Source organism: Candidatus Protochlamydia phocaeensis, assembly GCF_001545115.1.
Classification (GTDB): Bacteria; Chlamydiota; Chlamydiia; order Chlamydiales; family Parachlamydiaceae; genus Protochlamydia_A; species Protochlamydia_A phocaeensis.
On the sequence record NZ_FCNU01000021.1, the window covers coordinates 68,579 to 88,042 of the forward strand.

Genomic DNA, 19,464 nt, shown 5'->3' on the forward strand with positions numbered 1-19,464 from the left:
TATTCAAGGATGGGATCCGGCTTGAACAGAAACGGGAGCGGTTAAACCCATTTTGGCATTAAAGCGAGCCAAATATAAGTAGATGACGGGTGTCACAAACAGCGTGATGAGCTGCGAGAAAAGTAAGCCGCCAATGATGACAAGTCCAAGAGGACGCCTGGCCTCTGCTCCGGATCCAATAGCCAAAGCCAAGGGAACGGCACCCATAATGGCGGTGATGGTTGTCATCATAATAGGCCGGGAGCGGGCAAGGCAGGCTTCCATCATCGCTTCTTGAGGAGATAAACGCAGGATCCTTTCGTTTTCCAGGGCATAGTCAACCATCATAATGCCGTTTTTTTTGACAATTCCAATTAAGAGGATCATGCCTAAATAAGCATAAAGAGAAAGCGGCAGCCCAAAATAAGCCAAAGTGAGCAAGCCGCCTAAAGTAGCAGGAGGAAGTGTCGATAAAATAGTCAAGGGATGAATAAAGCTTTCATAGAGAATGCCCAATACAATGTAAATGGCCAAAACAGCAATGAGCAATAAAACAGAGGTATTTTGAATAGACTCTTCAAATGTCTCTGCCGTCCCTTTCACTTGTCCTGTTACGGACGAGGGCAAGATTTCTTTGGCAGTTTGGCGGAGCCGCTCAAGCGCTTCACCTAAGGGAATGCCTGGAGCAAGGTTAAAGGAAATCGTCGTGGCAGGAAACTGATTAATATGGTTAATGCTGGCGGGTCCAATGATCTCTTCCCATTTGGCGACGGCATTCAAAGGAACCAATTGACCTGTATTATACGAGCGTACATAAATGTCAGATAAGGCTCCTGCCTGCTTTTGAAAGTGGGGCTCTAATTCTAAGATCACATCATATTGATCTAGCGGGGTTTGAATCCTTGATACCCGTCCGCCTGTATAAGCAAGCTGTAGGGCTGTTTCAATGGATTCTGCCGACACGCCTAAGCTAGAGGCTTGATCGCGCAATACATGGACATGCAATTGAGGGCTTTTTATTTCCAAATTGCTTGAGACTGATTGAAAGATAGGCATCGTTTGCATTTTTTCCAATAATTTCTCAGTTGCCTGATAAAGAGCCTGCTCATGCAATCCTTGAAGAGTATATTGATAACTTGCTTTTGATTCTGTTCCCACTGATAGATCAATTAAAGGAACGTTTTTCAAATAGGTATTAATGCCGGGAATGAATAGCAGCTTTCCATAAAGCCGTTGGATAATTTGATTGATTGGAGGCCGCTCTCCCTTGGGTTTTAACCGGATGAACATAATGCCATTGCGATATTGTGGATAAGCAGCAATGGAAACTAAGTTATCGACGCCCGGATCGGATTTGATGGTTTCCAATACTTTTTCCTGGTAGCCAATCATGCGGCTAGGAGACGTTCCTTCTTCAGATTGCGTATAAGCAATAATAAAACCCATGTCGTCGTCAGGAATGAAATCTTTTGGCAGCTGATAAAAGTAATAGCCGCTGGCCGCTATGCTAAGGACTCCCAATAGAAGGGCAAACCAACGATAGCGAAACATCCCCTGCAAGCACCGTTTATATAAAGCAATCAATGCATGATTTAATTTAAAAGACAGCTTTTCAATCCAGTTTAGTTGCGCATCTTGCCTTCTTTGAATCAAGCGGCTGCAAAGCATAGGAGTTAAAGTCAAAGATAGCAAGCCTGAGAAGAAGGTCACAATGACCAGCGTGATGGCAAATTCTTGAAAAATCTTCCCGATCAAGCCTCCCATAAAAATCATGGGAATAAAGACGGCTATCAATGATAGCGTCATGGATAAGATGGTAAATCCGATTTGCTTAGCTCCCTCTAAAGAGGCATGCCATGGATCTTCTCCTTTTTCCACCCTGCGAACAATATTTTCAAGAACCACAATGGCATCGTCGATAATAAATCCCACTGCCAATATTAAGGCTAAAAGCGACAGATTATCAATGCTATACCCTAGCAAATGCATGAATATAAATGTTCCTAAGATTGATAGCGGCAGGACAAGGGCCGGAATCAGTGTATCGACGACTTTGCCCAAGTAAAAGAAAATCACTAAAACGACCAAAGCCAAGGCAACGATAAGCGTTAGCTCAACCTCTTCGACAGATTGCTTAATTGATTCCGACTTATCAAACACGATCTTCAACTGGACAGAGGCTGGCAAGTCTGCCGCCAGAATAGGAAGCGTTTGATGGATCTCTTCCGCCACCTTGACAGTATTTGCTCCCGGCTGCCTCTGCACAGCTAATACCACTGTGGGTTGGTTCTTTTCTGCATCCACATAACGCATAGCGAACTTGTCATTTTGCAAGCTATCTATCGCATGCCCTAAGTCTTGAATACGGACGGGCGCTTGATTGCGATAGGCAACAATAAGGGGGGCGTAATGGCCAGCCTTTTCTAGCTGCCCCTTTGCAATAATTGTTGAAGAGCGGACATGGCCATTCAGCTCGCCTGTGGGAAAATAAGGATTGCCTTTGATAATCGTGCGGCTGATATCTTCTAAAGTAATTCCCAAATTAGCTAGGGTATGCGGATTGACTTGTATGCGAATGGCATAAGGCGAGCCATAAGTCGTCACTTGAGCCACTCCATCGAGCATGGATAAGCGCTGGCCAATATATATATTTGCATACGTATATAAATCCGCAAGCGGCATCGTATCAGAAGTCAAAGCTATGTAGATAATAGGTGTATCGGAAGGGTTAACCTTCTTATAGGAAGGATCGTTTGGCAAATCGGGAGGCAGCTTTATCTTAGCACGCGAAATAGCAGCCTCCACATCTTGGGCGGCAGAGTCCATGCTTTTAGATAAAGAAAAGCGAAGAATGATGCTCGAGCTGCCCAATGTATTGGTAGAGGCGACGTCCTCAATGCCAGGAATTGTCATGAATTCCTTTTCAAGAGGGCTTGCCACCGTATTAGCCATCGCCTCGGGGCTTGCCCCCGGAAAGCTTACAGATACGTCAATTGTGGGATAGTCGACATCTGGAAGATTGCTGACAGGCAAGTGGTTAAAAGCCATAACGCCCGCTAGGAAGAGGGCCGCCATGATCAAGATGGTCATAATCGGTCGCTTAATGAAGGGAGCTGATAAATTCATTGCCGCTATCCTTATTTGCTGAAGGCACCTCATTCGTAACGATCACTTTTGCTCCCTGCCGAAGATTCATCTGCCCTTCTGTAATGACCATTGCGCCCGGCTTCAGCCCTTCATCAATGACGATCATGTCTCCAAGCTGTTCGCCCGTTTTAACAGAGAGCTGCTCGACTGTCTGATCCGGCTTCAATGCATATACATAGGCTCCTTTTTGGCTCAGTTGCACGGCAGATGCGTGGACCACAGCGGCATCCTTCTTAGTCTTAATGTAAAGGCGGACCCGGACAAATTCTCCTGGCCATAACACTTTATCTCTATTGGAAATAATCCCCTTGATTTGAAGTGTTCCCGTCTGCGGATCGATTTGATTGTTAAAGGCAAATACTTCGCCTTCGAATTCTTTAAGGCAATGAGGCAATACAGCTTGGAATTGGCGCTTTCCTTCAGCCAAAATCGGTTTTAAATCTTCAAATTCTTTTTGAGAAATAGAAAAATTGATATAGACAGGAGAGACCTGTAAAATGGTTGCCAAAGGCAAAGGGTCGTTTGGCGAGACGACATTGCCCAAATCGATTTTCTGCAAACTCACTCTGCCTTCGATCGGCGATAAAATCGTACAATAGTTTAAATTATTTTGCGCCGCTCCTATATCGGCCTTATCAATTAATACTTGCCCTTCCAATGCATTTACATCGCGTTTATATTCCTCTATGCTGAGTTTAGAAACGTAATTGCCTTTAAGCAAAGTGGAATACCGCTCAACTTTGTGGCGGGCAAATTCAAGCTCGGCTTCATCTCGGACTAAAGTCGCTTTGGCTTTTTCCAAGGCTAATTGATAAGGCACGGGATCGATGCGATAAAGAACAGTGCCCGCTTGGACATCATCTCCTCCTTTAATGCGGATATCAATGATCCGGCCTACGACTTGCGGCCTGATCTCGACGCTATTAAAAGCAGACACATTGCCGATGGCTTCGATATAAACAGGCACATCTTGTTTCATCACCTGCCCCACAGCGACCGGCAAGGGACGCTCAAAAGCAGGTGCTGAAGGAGTTGCCTCTTTTTTGCAGCCGGCAAGGACCAGCATGCCGCAAAATAGAAGATAAACAGGGGAAAAAGCTTTTGACATAAGCTCCTTATAACTATTTTATTTTTTGCTTCAAAGGCTTGATCTCTTCGCCTGTTCCAAGCGTTCCCACCGCAAAAGAAATATTCGATAAGGCAATAGCCCAATTGGTACGCGCTTGGATCAACTGCGCTTTCGCATTGGCAAGCGAACGTTGAGCATTCAGCAAATCTAGGATCGTGCTAATTCCTTCTCGGTAAGTAATGAAAGCGGCTTCATAAGATTCCTGACTGTACTTGAGATATTCCTGGCTAAATTTGACGCTTTTTACTGCTGTTTTAAAGTTATAGTAGCTTGTCACAACATCTAACGTCACTCCAATCTCCACATTGCGCAGATTGGCACACGCTCCCCTAAGCACTTCTTTCGCCTGCCGCTCTAAGTTCATATAGTAAAATCCATTGAACAAGGGCGCACTTACGATCAAGCTAGCTGATAAGCTATGATTATTGAAGCTGGGATTCATTAAATCATTGTTTTCTTCTAAATTGATCAATGATCCCAGAGTGGGAAGTCCGGATGAGCGGGCCACTATCACTTCTTTTTTACGTTGCTCATGCAAGGCATAGGCAGCCGCTAGATCAGGCCTGCGCTTCATCGCCTGATCGATCAATTGGTTGACATTAGCCGAAACAACATCTAAGGGTAAATCTTTGGGAATATCCGGCGTGTTAAAGCGGGTATCGGCCGGAAGGCCCAAAGCATTTGCTAAATTCCCATAGGCAACTTCTTTTTGCCCTTCTATCTGGACGATGCTAAGTTCAATATTAATCAAATCTGACTGAGCTTGAAGCACATCGACAATTGTGCGTATTCCGGCATCAAATAAAGCCTTGGCTGATTCATAGTTTTCTTGCGCATTCTTAAGATCGCTCTGCCGGGCTTTTAACAAAGCGTCTAACCCCTTGTACGTATAATAATTCTGTAAAACGGATAAAATGACCTGTTGGACTTGGCGGTTATGCGTCCAGTTGCTATTGTATAATGCTTGTTTCGCCGCTTCAATAGATGCCTCCCTTCCTCCAAAATCAAGCAGTAAATAAGAAACAGTCAAATCACTCGTCAAGGTTTTAGTTGTGCCAGTAGGAGGAGTAAACGTAGTTGCCGTTGCAACTGCAGCTGTAGTTGTGCCTCCTGCGCCAGCTCCCGTGCCCGTAACTCCTGTTTGTGCGTTTCCTTGACCGTTATTAAGCACCTGTGCACGAATTGCCTTAGATCGTGAAACAGCATTTAAGAGATTGACTTGATTAGGAGGAGATCCTGCCGCTCCCGCAGTTGTCGCTGCTGTCGTTGCGGCCGCTGTTCCAGTTGCAGAGGTGGCGCTGATGACATCAGGCGGCCCATCGTCCAATTGTGCACTGGTATAGTTGAGGTCTTCATTTAATATAATGCTTGGATAAAGTGCACTTTTAGCTATTTCGACCCCAAAGGCGGCCGCACGCGCATTGGCCCAGGTCATTTGAGTCGTGGGATTGTTTTGCAAAGCAACATCGATTAAATCTGCCACTTCTACGCGATGCTTCTGGATTTGCTCTATTGCCGCGCGTAAATCTTCGTCTTGGCTTAAATCATAATCGCAAGGAAGCCGATAATAATCTTCTGTTGGCTTCCAGAAATAGCCTGGAGAAAGCGATGTCGCTCCACGGCAAGAAGGATCTTTAGGACAGCACCCTAACACTAACAAGCTCAGGAACCCCCATTTCCCTATCGAGCAAATCAAATCCTTTAAATCAAATAAGGCCGCGCGCATGGATATATAACCTAAGATAAGATTGGCAGTCAGAAAGCCGCATTCTGGCTTATTAACATTTTTTTTTACATAAAAACCAAAAAGAAGCGCTTATCTCTCAGGCTTTGGCTTTCCGATTGCCATAAATGAATGAAAAAAACACAATGTTTATGAAGCTAATCCTTTCTTCTGTCCAAATATGCCGAGTTATTTATGAATTTTTCAGCAATTGAAAAAAGATCAGACAGTCAAGACACTTGCACCATTTGCCAAGAATCATTCGCCGAAACCTTTCAAAAAAAACGCATTGAGATTACTTGCCACCATCTCTATCATGAAAGCTGTATTAAGCAATGGGAATTGCACAACCCCATTTGCCCCCTTTGCAGAAAAAAGTTTAAAATTTTAAACTACTGGCAGCAAATCAGGCACAGCACCATACAAGGTGCTTTATTGGGAACAGCCTATTTGACCGTATCCATCAGTCAATCCTTTTTTCAAACAAATTCCACTCTCTTTGGTCAAAGCTGTTCTGATGGCCTTTTTTCGGAACAAGAGAAATTCCTCGCTTCCGCCCTTCCTTTCGGAATTAATGCCGCGTTACTAAAAAATACAGCTTTCATTATTTGCGGAGGAGCTATGTGGGGCTTTATTAATGGCAATTTAGATTACCTTTCCGATCGTCTCATGACTTAACCATAATGAATGAGCGACTTCCTTGAAAGCCCCGCTGATTCGTTGATCGCACGATGGTTTGATAGGTGATCCATTGAATTGGAAGCGGATGAGGGCATTTCATTTTTCTGGATGCGATCCAGGATTGCTTTAATCTTAAAACGAATCGTATTGGCAATAACCTTGTGGCCTTCTAGGTTGGGATGAATGAAATCGCCTAGATGGTAGTAAGGATCGCCTGCAATTTGAAAAGTAAAAAAGGGAAAGGCGGTAATGGGATAAGCCTCAGCCAAGCCTGTAAAAATTTCCTTAAAATAAAGGGAGTAGAAGTCTTTTCCTCGATTCAATATCCCGTCTAAATAAAAGGGATCAACAATGCCTAGCATGACTTCAATTTTCTCATTCAAGGCATATTTAATAGTAGCACTAAGATTATCTCTAATTTGCCTATGAGGGCAATTAAACACATAATCAGCTACTCCCAATGTAATAATCAGGATATTCGGCTTATCCGTTTGAATCATATTTTCCAGGCGTAATAGGGCAGAATCGGTTCTCGAAGCCGCAAAGCTATCATTAATCATGCGGACTGAATAACCATCGGCCTGCAGATAGCTTGCCAAAAGGTTAATATAAGTAATCCCCTGCTCTTTATTTTCCGAAGAACTGATGGAATCCCCAATAACGCCTATCTTAATTTCTGCCATTAATGGCAATATCCATAGAAAGCATAAGAAAAAAAGCTTTTTCATTCTTCCCAAAAATTATAAAATTGATTGACTTTGCAAATCCGCTAAGAGGGTGTCGTCGAATTGCTAATAACCTAGATTCAAGGTGATAGGTGATATTTCTTCTTATAAATAAGAGGAAATACGAAGGCCAAGCTATTAGCAGCATCCTAAAATGCCTAAGTTATGTATATAAATGAAGGAGAAAATTCAATATTTTTTTCTTAATCGAATGAGAAAGCAATGACTGAAAGTTATGTAGCACTTTTCCAATTGGCAGGCATGATCTTAAGCCTTCTTTTAGTAGGCTGGATGATTTTTTATAGTGGAAAGTATTTTCTCAAGTTGATCAGAGACAAGAAATTTTCCCTCCATCCCTTACTTAAGGGATTTAAGCAAAAAATGTGGATGACAATCGGGCTTGGAAGCCTTTTTTTTAGTTTCTATTTTTTAATTGTCCTTTTAAGCGCTTACTTGATTGATTCACAGAGCAGTTTGAATCTCTTCTTTCTATTCTATGCCCATCCAACCGAATTTATTTATTTGGGTCTATTCATCTTCGCCTGCATGTCCTTATGCATTTATCTCGTGCGCATGTTTATCAAGTACTTCTACATGACACGTAGCAAAGAATAAAACCAGGCGAAAAAACCTTTTTAGATTTTGCCGGATGCTTTAAAATCGAATCGCCATTTTGTCTATGAACCTCTTAGAGGGCATATTAGGCATACATCCCATTTAAAGCCTCCTTGAGGCCCAAGGGGTTGTCCCATTAGCAAGAGCATGTTTAAGAGAAAAAGCCATTTAAAACGGTAATAGACCCTCAAAATTCAAGTTAAAAAGGAAGGCATCATGCGTATAGGCAATATGGCCTTAACCGGCTCATTTCAACTTAACAAGCCTATCAGCTTCCATCCCCCCTTTTCTAGACAAAATAAATGCATCGGTTTAATTGTTTTCGAAACCGAATTGGCAGAAGGGCGCATGCGCCTTAGAGACAAAAAGCTGGCTTTGGAATGGAAATTTATTTGCCAAGACCTGCAGCAAACACTCATTCAAAAAAAAATAGCAGCCTATAATCGCTATTTCCATGTCATTGAATCTGCTTTGGGTCAATATGTGCATTGCAGGGCACGTTTCACACAGGGATTCAACAAGGCACAAAATCTTTTTATTTTGTCTGGCTTTCTTAACCAGAATTCATCCAGTCTTGCCCAATTAACCAATACTGAATTGTACATATACGATCATGTATATAGAACACGGGATGGCCTTATTCAAGAATATCGGGAAAATATCAAGCAAGCAGAAGAGGCGTTCGAGCGGCTTTTTAATTTATTCAAACGTGTCAATGATGCCCAAGCAAGAGTTTTTTTTGAGGCTGTAAACTGACAAACCTCTCAGGTTTAGAAAAATCTTAAGTTATCTTTACCTTTTGCAAATTTAATTAAGATCAATCCTTCGATGAAGAAATAGGATGTCTTTTTGCGCCTATTTATCAAACGCGTACAGACGCAGCCAAGAATAAAGCCGCTAGGGAGAAGAGGCCTTTAGTTTCTTGTCAGATGCTTTAAAATCGGATTTTTTGCTGCCTGCACTTCATCAAGACGGGAAACAGGCATCTGATGGGGTGCATTCTTTAAGATATTCGGATCTTGCCCGATTTCTTTTATGATTGCCTCGAGAATGCGCACAAATTGATCTAATGTCTCTTTCGATTCGCTTTCCGTTGGCTCAATCAGCATGCACTCTTTAATAATTAAAGGAAAATAGACTGTCGGGGCATGCACGCCATAATCCAAAAGCCGTTTGGCAATATCAAGCGCCCTAATGCCCTTATCCAAGTAGTTATCTGCTTGCACAACAAACTCATGCATGCAAAACTGCGGAAAAGGCACTGTCAGCAAGGACGAGATTTTGTGCTTTAAGTAATTGGCATTTAATACTGCCACTTCAGCAATACGCCTTAAGCCAGCTTGCCCATGTAATTTGGCATATAAATAGGCCCTAAGGTAAATGGCAAAGTTCCCATGAAAAGAAGCGATTTGTCCAATGCTTGTCGGACTGTTCCATTGCATATGGTATCCTTTTTCATCTCTTTCTACTCTTGGAACCGGCAAAAAGGGCTTAAGTCGATCATTGCATAAGACAGGCCCTGATCCTGGCCCTCCTCCTCCATGCGGGGTGGAAAATGTCTTATGCAAGTTGATGTGCATGACATCAAATCCCATCTCTCCTGGCTTAGCAATATTCAAAATGGAATTGAGATTGGCGCCGTCATAATATAGAAATCCGCCCGCTCCATGGACAATATCAGCGATTTCATTGATGACCGAGCTAAAAAGACCAAGCGTATTGGGATTTGTCAGCATCAGGCCAGCCGTTTTGGACGATACCGCGCTCTTTAAATGTTCAATATCTAGATCCCCTTGCGCATTGGTGCGGATGGGAATGGTCTTAAAGCCGGCCATTGTCGCAGTCGCCGGATTCGTCCCATGGGCATTATCGGGAATAAGCAGTTCGACTCTCTCCGAATCGCCTCGTTGCTGGTGATAAGCCGCAATCATCTGGACGCCCGTAAACTCTCCTTGAGCGCCCGCATTGGGAACTAAAGATCCGGCTGCCATTCCGCTCACTTGGCAAAGCAGTTCGATAAGCTCGTAAATGAGGGCTAAATTGCCTTGGACAGACTCGTCAGGCGCCAAAGGATGTGTGCGGGTAAATCCTGGCAAGCTAGCACACAGCTCATTCACGCGCGGGTTAAGCTTCATGGTACAACTGCCCAGCGGATAAAAATTGGTATCAATGCCCATATTCCGCTTGGCTAAACCCGCAAAATGGCGGGTCAAATCGATTTCCGATACCTCCGGCAAGGGAAGAGGGGTTTGGCGAAGCCCTTCTTGAGAAGGCTGGATAGATTGAAAAGCCTGCTCATTTTTGGGAAGGCTGAAAGCATGCTGTTTAGATTGCGTTTTCTCAAATATCGTTCTGGTCATTTCAAACATCGCCTCTTTCATAAATCATTCAATTCCTTGGCAGCCTGCACATAGCGATTCAATTGGTCTTGACTCTTTGTTTCGGTCACAGCCACTAATAGGCCATGACTCAAGCTTGGAAAATAGCGTCCAAGAGGAAGGCCGGGCTCTATCCCTTTCTTGCGAAAATGCGCCAATACCTGATCAAGCGGTTGGCTAAATTCAATAACGAATTCGTTGAAAGTCTGGCCTCGATTCCAGATTGTCGCTCCTTTCACTTCAGTCAATTGTTGCTTCAAATAGTTTGCCCGCTGATAATTGGTTAAGGCCAAGGCCGGCAGCCCTTCTTTGCCATACCATAAAATGGCAATCAGACTAGCTAAAGCCGCTAGAGCCTGGTTCGTACAGATATTAGACGTTGCCTTTTCACGCCTGATATGCTGCTCTCTCGCTTGCAGGGTCAGTACAAATCCCCGTTTTCCTTGCCGATCGACCGTTTCCCCCACAATGCGCCCCGGCATCTGGCGCATCAATTCCTGGCGACAAGCCATATAACCTGCATAGGGGCCTCCATACGATAAAGACAGTCCTAACGGTTGGCAATCTCCTACTGCAATATCTGCGCCTAATTCGGCGGCCGAGGCATAAAGCCCATAGCTTAGCGGATCGGCGCAAAGGATAGATAAGGCACCTTTCTCCTTAGCCATTGCAAAGACCTGCTTGGCTTCTTCTATATTACCGAGAAAATTAGGAGATTGGATCAAGATAGCTGCTGTCTGTTCATCTAAAGCTTTTTTCACTGCTTCGCTATCCAGCTTGCCTCCTGGATAAAAAGGAACGAGGGCAATCTCCCCTTCTTGATTTTTCAAATATTGTTCAATGACTCCGCGGTAATGAGGATGAACCGATTCTGCAACAAGGACCTTGCGGCGCGTTTTTTGCTGCCTAAGAGCCATCAATAAAGCTTCTGCGCAAGCCGATGCTCCATCGTAAACCGAAGCATTGGCAACGTCCATTCCGGTCAACGCGCAAATAGCGGATTGGAATTCAAAAATGATTTGAAGCATACCTTGAGAGGCTTCGGCCTGATAAGGAGTATAAGCCGTCAAAAACTCCGATTTACTGCAAATTGCTCCCACAATAGCGGGAACATGATGCTCATAGGCTCCGGCACCCAAATAATTCTCGAAAGAGGGAAATGTATTTTGAGCTGCCAACCTTTCCATTAAGCGGATGCCTTCATATTCAGACAAACCATCTTCTACAAAAGGCTTTTTCAAAATCAGGGAAGAAGGAATGGCTCGAAAAAGCTCGTCAATGCAGCTTATGCCAATGGCTTTTAGCATCTCTTGAATTTGCGGTTCCTGATTCGAAATAAAGTCCATTTATGCTCCATTCAACATGGCTTGATAATCTTTCTGTTCCATTAGAAGGTCCAATTCGGACGGATTTGATAGACGGATTTTAAACAGCCATCCCTCTTTTTCTGGCGATTGATTGACAAGCTCAGGCGCATTGGCCAATCTTTCGTTGACCTCTATGATCGTCCCGCTTGCAGGAGAATAGACATCGGCTGCCGCTTTGGTCGATTCTAAGACTGCGGCTTCTTGGCCTGCATTGAGCGGCCTGCCGGCAGTAGGCAATTCAATGTAGACAATGTCTCCCAATTCTTTTTGAGCATACTGCGAGACGCCTACGCGAGCGACATCTGTAGTTTCCATTTCTATCCATTCATGCGAATCTGTAAATTTCATGCGTTTTTCCTCACAAAAGGCAATTGAACCACGTGGGCGTGGCATAAGTTTTGACGAATTTGAATAGCAACCTCTTCTTCGATCTGCAGGGGAGCGTCCACTAAAATAAGGGCGATAGCTTGATTCAAGGTGGGAGAAAAAGATCCCGATGTAACCTCGCCGATTTTCTTGTCTCCTTTGAGAACAGCATAGCCTTGTCGAGGAATTCCAGGGTCTGTCAGCTTAACTCCATAAGCTCTTCGCTTAGAGGGATTTTTTTCTAATTGCTCTATTTTCTCTTTCCCAATAAAGTCCGCTTTGTCCCATTTTATCGTCCATGCAGATACCGTTTCATTGGGATAAATGGTATCGGAAAGCTCGTGGCCATAAAGCGCAAAACCCATTTCCAAACGCAGCGTATCTCGAGCGCCCAATCCGGCCGGTAGAATTTGATAGACCGCCCCTTTTTCAAGTAAACGATCCCATAAGGAGATAATGACCTCATTGGAGGCATACATTTCATACCCGCCAGCTCCCGTATAGCCAGTCCGTGAAATATAAAAGTTTTCTCCTTTTTCCGAAGCTTGAAGAAAATGCATAGGCTTCAGTGCTTCAATTTGAGGAAAAAAACTAGCCAATAAGGGCTTGGCATGGGGGCCTTGCAAAGCTAAAATACCACTTCCCGCATAACAATCCTCAATCGTCACCTCCAATTCCTGCGCATGTGCTTTGAGATGCTCTAAATCCTTCTGCCGATTGCCTGCATTGACAATGACAAAAAAATGCGTTTGATCGATGCGGTAGACAATGACATCATCAAGGCATCCGCCTTGGTCATTACACCAGACTGTATAGGTTGCAGAAAAAGGAGGCTTCCCCGCAATGCGATTGGTAGACAAGCGATCAAGCAACTGCTCAGCCATTGGACCGCTGACTAAAATACGTCCCATATGGGATACATCGAATAATCCCACAGCCTGACGAACAGCTTGATGCTCCGCTAAAATACCTTTATACTGGATTGGCATGTCCCATCCAGCAAAAGAAGCCATTTTAGCTCCCAATTCACAATGGCGATCATAAAGAGCGGTTCTCATGCAATAAGCCTTATAGAAGCCCAAAGCGAGGGCTGTTGATCAATTTGGTAATCTTGGGAAACAACCGAAAAATGCTGCGGCGGCCCCCCTACGCGGTTGATTCGATAAGTAAATCCTAAGCGATCAAATTGCTTGGGATCATACCCATATAGACATTGAGTGGGAATAAAAATTTTCATTTTGTATTGACTGCTGCCAAGTTGTGTTTGACACTGAAGAGCTTGAGGATCGCATAACGGATGGTTGTCTTCTGTACGGAAATGAGTAATCTCTCCGCACAGATGATCTTCAACAGGTTGAGTAAGAAAATAAAAGTGATGGCAGAAGCGGGTATTAAAACCAGCCGATTTTAGATCTCTTGTATCAATGAATAATTCGACGCTATCTCCGCGCGATAAGTCGGGATAGGAAGACCTGACAAATGGCTGATCGACTTGGATCTGAAAGGCAAGGCCTTCTTCATGCCACCCCATCGCCACTTTTGCAAAAGCATATTCATGACACAAGCGACTGGTATCAGGAAGCGCATAAGCAGACCATGTTAGGGTCTGCTCTTTCTTTGCTAAATGCTTGCAATCGCAAGATAGAGCAAAAAAATTAGAAGGATTAAGAGAGAAAGGCACATCGCCGAACATAGACACCTCGAGAAGGGATTAAAATTAAAAACGACAGGGGACCACGAAAGCTTTCCTTAAAACATATAGGCTTCGCCAATCGTTCAAATTTCATTTGAACGATTGCGCCATTCGGAAGAATAAGGGGTCCCTTATTCTTCCGAGGTTAAACGTACGTAGTTGGGCGACTGAATCCGCTAAGAAATGAAGTTAACGCTTGTCTATATATGCTTTCTATGCCCCATGATTTGGAAACCCAAATTCTATCATTCAAGGCTTACAAACCATTTAAAGTCCAGAACCAAGGGCTTTTCTTACAGCCCCGGCTCTGATTTGATCTAGAAACCTGAAGAAAGGGATTCTGGCTCATTGGCAGGACTGTCTTGAGGAATCTTCAGATAAGCCAAGGAAATCGCTCCCTTAGCTTGAATTTCTTGCAAAACATGACGCATCAGTTGGCGCTGAGCCTCGGCAGACAATAAAGCTTGCGCTTGTCTTGCCTGTTCAGCCATTGCCGTTGCCTGCTTGGAAGATTCATCGCTCTTGCCTTTAAGTTGGAAGAATAGAATATTGCCATTGACTGGCGTCTCAATAGCTGACCACGTATTCTCTACCATGGCAAAAGCTACCGCTGGATCAATGCCAGCTTCTTGCTTTTGACGGCTGATAGAAGTCGTTGCTTTTTCCAGTAGCCATTGGTCTTTTAAAGGACGGCGACTTGATGGCTGCTCCTTATCTTCGCCTTCAGAAGCACGGACAAATTGACTTGCCTCCTCAGGTTTTTTTTGCAAGGCTTCCTTAGCCTTTTGCAGATGGGCATAGAAACGGAAAGAAGCCGCTTGATCCTTACTCCAAGAAGAAGGCTCTTTGTCGCCGACGAATAGGGTCTTTTGCACCGTTTGCAGAGCAGCGAGTGTTTTATTTAAATAATGCTCAGCAACCAGTTCCTTAACCGAATTGAAAGATTTCCATTCCTTATTCTCTTTTTGATAAGCAGCCGGATCTTGTTCGCGGATAGCGACATAATACTTCTCAAGAGCCCGCTGGCGGACATCGTTCAATGTGCCGTCTGCGTTGGCTTCGGCGAAAGTTAAAATTTCCGAATCAGGAGAACGCTCTAATACCCGTATGCGATAATAGTTTTGATCATCTGCTGTATAAGCGTAGAGCGGAGATCCTTCCGCAGGCCCTTCATTAAGGGACGCTTGGTCAAGCAAGCGAATGAATGCCTGGCGCTTATCTTTTGCATCTAGCCCATTAAACGGCATTTTTCCTCCCTCTGTGCGCAAACCGACAGCCATTTTCTGCGGCTGAGCATCCGCTAAAGCTTGAGCAATCCATTCGGGATGGGAACGAAGAATCGCTTTTTTAGCAAAGGCGTCGATTTTAGAGCGAGTCGCTGAATCCAAACCATCCAGTGTTTCGAAGCGCTCTTCTCGCGTCTTTCCAGCCTTCTGGTTTAATTCAGGAAACTGTTTTTTGAGAGTCGCCCAATTTTGTTCGTCGATTTCCCAATTCCACATGTCTTTAATGCCAATGCGAGCCTGCAGCTTTTTGTCATTTACTTGAGCCACATCCAATACATATCTTTTTTGGACAAGCTCAGGATAAGTTCTTGATACCTCGGCAACCGATAAAAATTCCGTTGGCAAATCCAAGGGATCTTTTCGCGTTTGTTTGGAGACGGCATTGAGATAAACCTCAAATTTTTGCAAAGTGTCGTAATCTCCAAAACGCAGTTCTGCCGGCAATCGATAGACATCAACGAACAGGCTTTCATTGCTGAACTGATTGAATTGTTGATAGGCTAGCGTATCTACTAAAGCCGAATGACCGGCATCTTGAAAATAGCGGCGGAATAAAAGCACTTGACGCCATATTTTCACAGCTCGCGCTTGATCCATATTTAATAGGCGCAGTTGCTCGGTAAAATATTCTTCTGGGGAAGCGACGCCGATAGAAGGCTTGTTCTGATTTTGTTGATAGCTCGTCTGCGTATTGCGAATCAGATCTGCCATTGCTTCTGCCTTAGAGACTTGATAGCCCTGGGCCTCCGCTAAAATGGCTGCATTGATGATAAATTGGCTGACTAGGCGCGTAAAGTGCGGACCGAACCAATCTTCTAGCGTATGATAGCCGAATAAAGAGAGATCGCGCTGATTTAAATCTTCATCTGGCTTCAACCAAGAATATTGCTTCTCTTGATAGCGCAAAACCTGCTTAACAGAAGAGGAGGGAAACGTCTTTTCTCCCAGGAAAAGAGCTATACGGCTGTTAAATGCGCCGGGATCCGTTGCGTCTTGAGCGGCGCGCAGCGTATCAAAATTGGCAGTCATATCTGGAATAAAATAGCTCCACACATTTTCCATACTCAAAAAAGGCGCTTGAGGGTGCATATAAGGAGTATATTTTTTTTCCTTTTGAAGGCGCTTTTGCAAATCGTCCTGTACGTCAGCCCGATAAGCACTCACGAGTTCCTGCGCAAGGCCTGTTTCTAGGAAATCCTTGCGAATGACGCCATCATTCAGAAAATTAGGTCCCCATGCTCCTCCATATAGTTGTTTGTCTTCATTGTCTGTAGCTAAAAATATCGCCATCTCATCCACATCCGAGCGCGTCACTTCTTTTCCGTCAACCGCTTTGAATGCGAGCTGCTCCCGCCACGTATTTGAACCTAGGGTGCTATACGTTCCGAAGAAGGAAAAAGAAATGATGACGACAACGGTAATCACAAGAAAAAAATAACGTTGATATCTGCGAAAAAAATCGAGCATGGGTAAAAAATCTCCGGATTTAAATCTAATTTATTCCTCTCAAATAAAGGTGCAGATCATTATTCTCTTCTCATCGGCTTTCAGGGAAGAGTAACCGAATTGATTCAATACTTTTATTTTTGAGGGATAAGTTCTTCTCTTCTCAGCCAATCCATACCTGTTCTAGTTCAAAACGGGAACGAGTATAGGCTTGAACTGAAGTCTTAACTGATTCAATTACAAGAGGAGTCATCTTATCAAAAATAGGCTTTCCTACAAAATCATTTTAGACAGATTGTCTTTTGACAAGCGAAGATTTACAGCCTATCGTCGAATTGCTTATAGAATTTAATTTTCAAAAATTAAATTTTAAGCGAAACATTTCAACTAATTTATTTTTTATTAAATTTTCAAAACCGCATGATTAATAAATAATATCCTTCGTTTATTTAAATTCTCTTAACCTGATTTTTTATCAATCCGATTTATTCTCAAGAAGTTGATTTACAAGCCAACCCGTCTCGTTAGTCTCTTCACATGTAGCAAATAGGGGCTTAGGAAAAATTCAATGCATATTAGAACGAAGGCTTTCCTCATCCGGCCATCCTTGAACACTTGCCGATCATCTAAAATGAGAGGGAAGGGAAGATTTTCAACGCGACTGTTTATTAAAAAAAATTAAAATATCCTTGTCTTTCTTCTTGTGTAAAATTCCTTCTTGAAGCTACACACAATAAATTACTCTTCGATAAAACCTATAGTTTGAGTTATTTGGGAATATAGCGGAGAAATTTATATCGCGTAAGATGTACAGACCGCAGTAAAGGAATAGCTTTACATCAAAGCGAATTCAAAAATTGAATTTCTAATTATTCATTAAAACAGCATTCGCTCAACAATTAGATAAGGGAAAAGAAGCCGGCATGCAAGACGATAGCGATACCAATTTTCCTCTAGAAGTGAAGAGCCCCTTCATCAATTTTTTGCAAAAGCTTCTGCTATTTGGCTTAAAAATCCTCGCTTGCTTGATGGCCTTGGTGATTATTTGGTCCATCTTAGATGTCGCATTTATTTTATATCAGAAAGCTAAAGAGACCCCTTTTCTCCTAATTAATATCGATTCCCTCTTGGAGGCTTTCGGCGGCTTTCTCGTTGTCTTGATTGCCATAGAAATCTTTCTCAATATTATTTTATATTTGCGCAAAGACATGGGGCATTTGCGCCTGGTCATTGCAACGGCTTTGATGGCAATTGCGCGAAAGATTATCATCTTGGACTATGCCCATACCTCCGCGTTTCACATGTTGGCCATGGGCGCGATCATTGTGGCTTTAGGAATCGCATATTGGCTAATCAATCATGCCCATCGTCCCCTCATGCCCCACTATAAAAAGCTTGAAAATGAATCTAATCAAAAGATAGAAGGCTAGTTTTTCAAAAATCAAGCTAGGAGAGCTGCTTGAATAAGCTGCTTCAACTCCTGCCTGGCAAGATAAAGCTGAGAAAAAGTCCATTCCTTTCCCAATAGGGGATAGGTATGCTGCTGCATGGCGGCTAACACCTGTGATTTATCCTTTAAGATAGACTCTAAAAGGGAAGCAGGAGGAAAAGCCAAAGAAAGACTGCCTTGATGTAAAAATCCCTGTTTGGTGCGCCGCTGCGCAGCCCCCCCGACTTTTTTCCCCTGTACAATTAAATCATATTGGGTAGGCTTTGCCATGCAAAATCCTAGGCAGGCAGCTGTGCAGTTTTCCTCTTCGGCTAATAATTCCGGTTGGACTTGGTTTCCGGTAAAAAGGACAACAGCTTTGGCAATGCATTGATTGACATAGGCATAATTTTCCAAAGTATTCAAGGAAAAATGGGGATGGGAAGCTGGAACCAACACGGAAAAGGCGAAGTCCGTTAAATGCAAAATGATCCCTCCGCCGGTAGGACGGCGGGCCATTTCTATCTTATGGGAAGCGATGGCATCTAGGTCTAAATAACGTGTTGGATCCGTAAAATAGCCATAAGTCAAGCAGTCTCTGTCCCATTCGTAAAAATGCAAAATAGGATCGCTTTGCTTATCCAATTGATGGAGCAGCGCTTCATCTTTTGCCATAATTTGGCCGGGAGGAAGAGAGCCTGAATCGATGACTTGCCAGCCCATTTAGCGATAGACGATTGGATTGAGTTTATCGTTGAGCTTGTCATTGAAAACATAGCCTAAATGCTTCAAGGCATGCGTATGCGGATCTTGCGGCTGCAATTGATAATAAGCAGACGCCTGCGCATAAACGATGAGATAAAAGCGATGCCCTGGATGCGCATAGAGAAATTCCAAATTAGCCATTGCTTGCGGCTGAAAAAAGATCGCTTGTCCCGGACTGCTGGGAAAAATATCTAGCCCCTCTAAGGCCGGTTCGCTTTCCCTAACGGTATTGCCTGCCGCGCCGAGGCAAAGCATGAGTCCGCATGCCACGCCTTGCAAGCTGCTAATTGTCTCCAAATTTGTCGTTTGAGCCAAAAATTGGGCATAAGTGCGTTGCTGAGGAGAGGGTGAAAATTTTTCTTGATAGCGCGCCGGAAAAAGCTGGTCATAGCCTAATCGCAAAGGCTTTTTCTCAATAAGCTCAGAGGCAATCTCCGCTAGGCGGGGCTGGCAAACCAGCTTGCGGAGCGATTCATTAGCGCGCCATAAGTCCCGTCCTTGAAGGAAAAGATTTTCCGAAGACTGCAATCGCAATCTTTCAGCTGGAATATCCATGCGGCTTTCCAATGCCTGATCGATCGCTTGATTAAATAAAGCGAGCTGATCGCTTGAAATAAAACCTTCAAATTCGATCATTCCTTGTTTTTGAAAGAAATTTTTATGTTCTTTAGCTATAGCAAATTTCATAAGTCCTAATTAATCAGATAAATAAAAGTCTATTTAAAGCAATAATAA

The 19,464-nt window shown here is 43.6% G+C and carries 16 protein-coding genes; 4 read left to right on the forward strand and 12 right to left on the reverse strand.

Going from position 1 to position 19,464, the window contains the following annotated elements; translation table 11 throughout:
• Positions 1-3: 3 nt before the first annotated feature.
• Genes BN3769_RS07105 through BN3769_RS07115 form a run of 3 tightly spaced genes read right to left on the reverse strand, consistent with a single transcriptional unit; the run spans position 4 to position 5,981 of the window.
• Positions 4-3,105 carry an efflux RND transporter permease subunit gene (locus BN3769_RS07105; protein WP_068469030.1) on the reverse strand — a complete coding sequence of 1,034 codons (3,102 nt, stop codon included), beginning with the start codon at positions 3,103-3,105 and terminating at the stop codon, positions 4-6.
• Entirely contained in the window at positions 3,080-4,234 is a 1,155-nt protein-coding gene (locus BN3769_RS07110) for an efflux RND transporter periplasmic adaptor subunit (RefSeq protein WP_068469031.1), read from the reverse strand. The genes BN3769_RS07105 and BN3769_RS07110 overlap by 26 nt, the downstream gene beginning before the upstream one ends.
• Positions 4,235-4,247: 13 nt before the next feature.
• Positions 4,248-5,981, reverse strand: a complete 1,734-nt coding sequence (locus tag BN3769_RS07115; RefSeq protein ID WP_068469032.1) for a TolC family protein — start codon at positions 5,979-5,981, stop codon at positions 4,248-4,250.
• Between the two features lie 192 nt (positions 5,982-6,173).
• Here BN3769_RS07115 and BN3769_RS07120 point away from each other — a divergent pair, with 192 nt between their 5' ends.
• A complete protein-coding gene (locus BN3769_RS07120; protein ID WP_068469034.1) occupies positions 6,174-6,656 on the forward strand; it encodes an RING finger domain-containing protein in 483 nt (160 codons plus the stop codon).
• On the opposite strand, the gene BN3769_RS07125 is transcribed toward BN3769_RS07120, so the two are convergent.
• A complete protein-coding gene (locus BN3769_RS07125; protein WP_068469035.1) occupies positions 6,653-7,342 on the reverse strand; it encodes a GDSL-type esterase/lipase family protein in 690 nt (229 codons plus the stop codon). The two genes, BN3769_RS07120 and BN3769_RS07125, sit on opposite strands and share 4 nt — an antisense overlap.
• A 264-nt stretch (positions 7,343-7,606) precedes the next feature.
• On the opposite strand from BN3769_RS07125, the gene BN3769_RS07135 reads away from it, so the two are divergent.
• Together BN3769_RS07135 and BN3769_RS07140 are read left to right on the forward strand one after the other, a co-directional pair.
• On the forward strand, positions 7,607-7,999 hold the full coding sequence (locus BN3769_RS07135; RefSeq protein ID WP_068469039.1) for a hypothetical protein: 393 nt from the start codon (positions 7,607-7,609) through the stop codon (positions 7,997-7,999).
• 216 nt (positions 8,000-8,215) lie between these two features.
• Positions 8,216-8,755, forward strand: coding sequence for a hypothetical protein (locus BN3769_RS07140; protein ID WP_068469042.1), 540 nt, complete (start codon positions 8,216-8,218; stop codon positions 8,753-8,755).
• 158 nt (positions 8,756-8,913) lie between these two features.
• Here the strand turns inward: BN3769_RS07140 and gcvPB are convergent, their stop codons facing one another.
• The 6 genes from gcvPB to BN3769_RS07170 form a co-directional block, all read right to left on the reverse strand.
• On the reverse strand, positions 8,914-10,368 hold the full coding sequence (gene gcvPB, locus BN3769_RS07145; RefSeq protein ID WP_420885321.1) for an aminomethyl-transferring glycine dehydrogenase subunit GcvPB: 1,455 nt from the start codon (positions 10,366-10,368) through the stop codon (positions 8,914-8,916).
• An 8-nt stretch (positions 10,369-10,376) separates the two neighbouring features.
• On the reverse strand, positions 10,377-11,723 hold the full coding sequence (gcvPA, locus tag BN3769_RS07150) for an aminomethyl-transferring glycine dehydrogenase subunit GcvPA (protein WP_068469044.1): 1,347 nt from the start codon (positions 11,721-11,723) through the stop codon (positions 10,377-10,379).
• Positions 11,724-12,092, reverse strand: a complete 369-nt coding sequence (gene gcvH, locus BN3769_RS07155; protein ID WP_079989458.1) for a glycine cleavage system protein GcvH — start codon at positions 12,090-12,092, stop codon at positions 11,724-11,726.
• Positions 12,089-13,168 carry a glycine cleavage system aminomethyltransferase GcvT gene (gcvT, locus tag BN3769_RS07160; RefSeq protein ID WP_068469047.1) on the reverse strand — a complete coding sequence of 360 codons (1,080 nt, stop codon included), beginning with the start codon at positions 13,166-13,168 and terminating at the stop codon, positions 12,089-12,091. Before gcvT ends, gcvH begins: the two co-directional genes overlap by 4 nt.
• A complete protein-coding gene (locus tag BN3769_RS07165; RefSeq protein ID WP_068469049.1) occupies positions 13,165-13,803 on the reverse strand; it encodes a DOMON domain-containing protein in 639 nt (212 codons plus the stop codon). The genes gcvT and BN3769_RS07165 overlap by 4 nt, the downstream gene beginning before the upstream one ends.
• Positions 13,804-14,120: 317 nt before the next feature.
• The gene (locus BN3769_RS07170) at positions 14,121-16,556 is read right to left on the reverse strand and encodes a SurA N-terminal domain-containing protein (RefSeq protein ID WP_068469051.1); all 2,436 of its coding nucleotides are present in this window, start codon (positions 16,554-16,556) and stop codon (positions 14,121-14,123) included.
• A 902-nt stretch (positions 16,557-17,458) separates the two neighbouring features.
• On the opposite strand from BN3769_RS07170, the gene BN3769_RS07175 reads away from it, so the two are divergent.
• A complete protein-coding gene (locus BN3769_RS07175) occupies positions 17,459-17,965 on the forward strand; it encodes a phosphate-starvation-inducible PsiE family protein (RefSeq protein ID WP_079989459.1) in 507 nt (168 codons plus the stop codon).
• Positions 17,966-17,976: 11 nt separating this feature from the next.
• On the opposite strand, the gene BN3769_RS07180 is transcribed toward BN3769_RS07175, so the two are convergent.
• Positions 17,977-18,687, reverse strand: a complete 711-nt coding sequence (locus tag BN3769_RS07180) for a lipoate--protein ligase family protein (RefSeq protein ID WP_068469055.1) — start codon at positions 18,685-18,687, stop codon at positions 17,977-17,979.
• Positions 18,688-19,416 (reverse strand): hypothetical protein, encoded by a 729-nt coding sequence (locus BN3769_RS07185; protein WP_068469058.1) that lies wholly within the window; start codon positions 19,414-19,416, stop codon positions 18,688-18,690.
• Positions 19,417-19,464: the final 48 nt, after the last annotated feature.

Coding starts and splice junctions, on each gene's coding strand:
- BN3769_RS07120 (WP_068469034.1), top strand. CDS start 6,174: ATGAATTTTTCAGCAATTGAAAAAAGATCAGACAGTCAAGACACTTGC.
- BN3769_RS07115 (WP_068469032.1), bottom strand. CDS start 5,981: ATGCGCGCGGCCTTATTTGATTTAAAGGATTTGATTTGCTCGATAGGG.
- BN3769_RS07105 (WP_068469030.1), bottom strand. CDS start 3,105: ATGAATTTATCAGCTCCCTTCATTAAGCGACCGATTATGACCATCTTG.
- BN3769_RS07140 (WP_068469042.1), top strand. CDS start 8,216: ATGCGTATAGGCAATATGGCCTTAACCGGCTCATTTCAACTTAACAAG.
- BN3769_RS07135 (WP_068469039.1), top strand. CDS start 7,607: ATGACTGAAAGTTATGTAGCACTTTTCCAATTGGCAGGCATGATCTTA.
- BN3769_RS07110 (WP_068469031.1), bottom strand. CDS start 4,234: ATGTCAAAAGCTTTTTCCCCTGTTTATCTTCTATTTTGCGGCATGCTG.
- BN3769_RS07165 (WP_068469049.1), bottom strand. CDS start 13,803: ATGTTCGGCGATGTGCCTTTCTCTCTTAATCCTTCTAATTTTTTTGCT.
- BN3769_RS07170 (WP_068469051.1), bottom strand. CDS start 16,556: ATGCTCGATTTTTTTCGCAGATATCAACGTTATTTTTTTCTTGTGATT.
- BN3769_RS07185 (WP_068469058.1), bottom strand. CDS start 19,416: ATGAAATTTGCTATAGCTAAAGAACATAAAAATTTCTTTCAAAAACAA.
- gcvPB (WP_420885321.1), bottom strand. CDS start 10,368: ATGTTTGAAATGACCAGAACGATATTTGAGAAAACGCAATCTAAACAG.
- BN3769_RS07175 (WP_079989459.1), top strand. CDS start 17,459: ATGCAAGACGATAGCGATACCAATTTTCCTCTAGAAGTGAAGAGCCCC.
- gcvH (WP_079989458.1), bottom strand. CDS start 12,092: ATGAAATTTACAGATTCGCATGAATGGATAGAAATGGAAACTACAGAT.
- gcvPA (WP_068469044.1), bottom strand. CDS start 11,723: ATGGACTTTATTTCGAATCAGGAACCGCAAATTCAAGAGATGCTAAAA.
- gcvT (WP_068469047.1), bottom strand. CDS start 13,168: ATGAGAACCGCTCTTTATGATCGCCATTGTGAATTGGGAGCTAAAATG.
- BN3769_RS07125 (WP_068469035.1), bottom strand. CDS start 7,342: ATGGCAGAAATTAAGATAGGCGTTATTGGGGATTCCATCAGTTCTTCG.
- BN3769_RS07180 (WP_068469055.1), bottom strand. CDS start 18,687: ATGGGCTGGCAAGTCATCGATTCAGGCTCTCTTCCTCCCGGCCAAATT.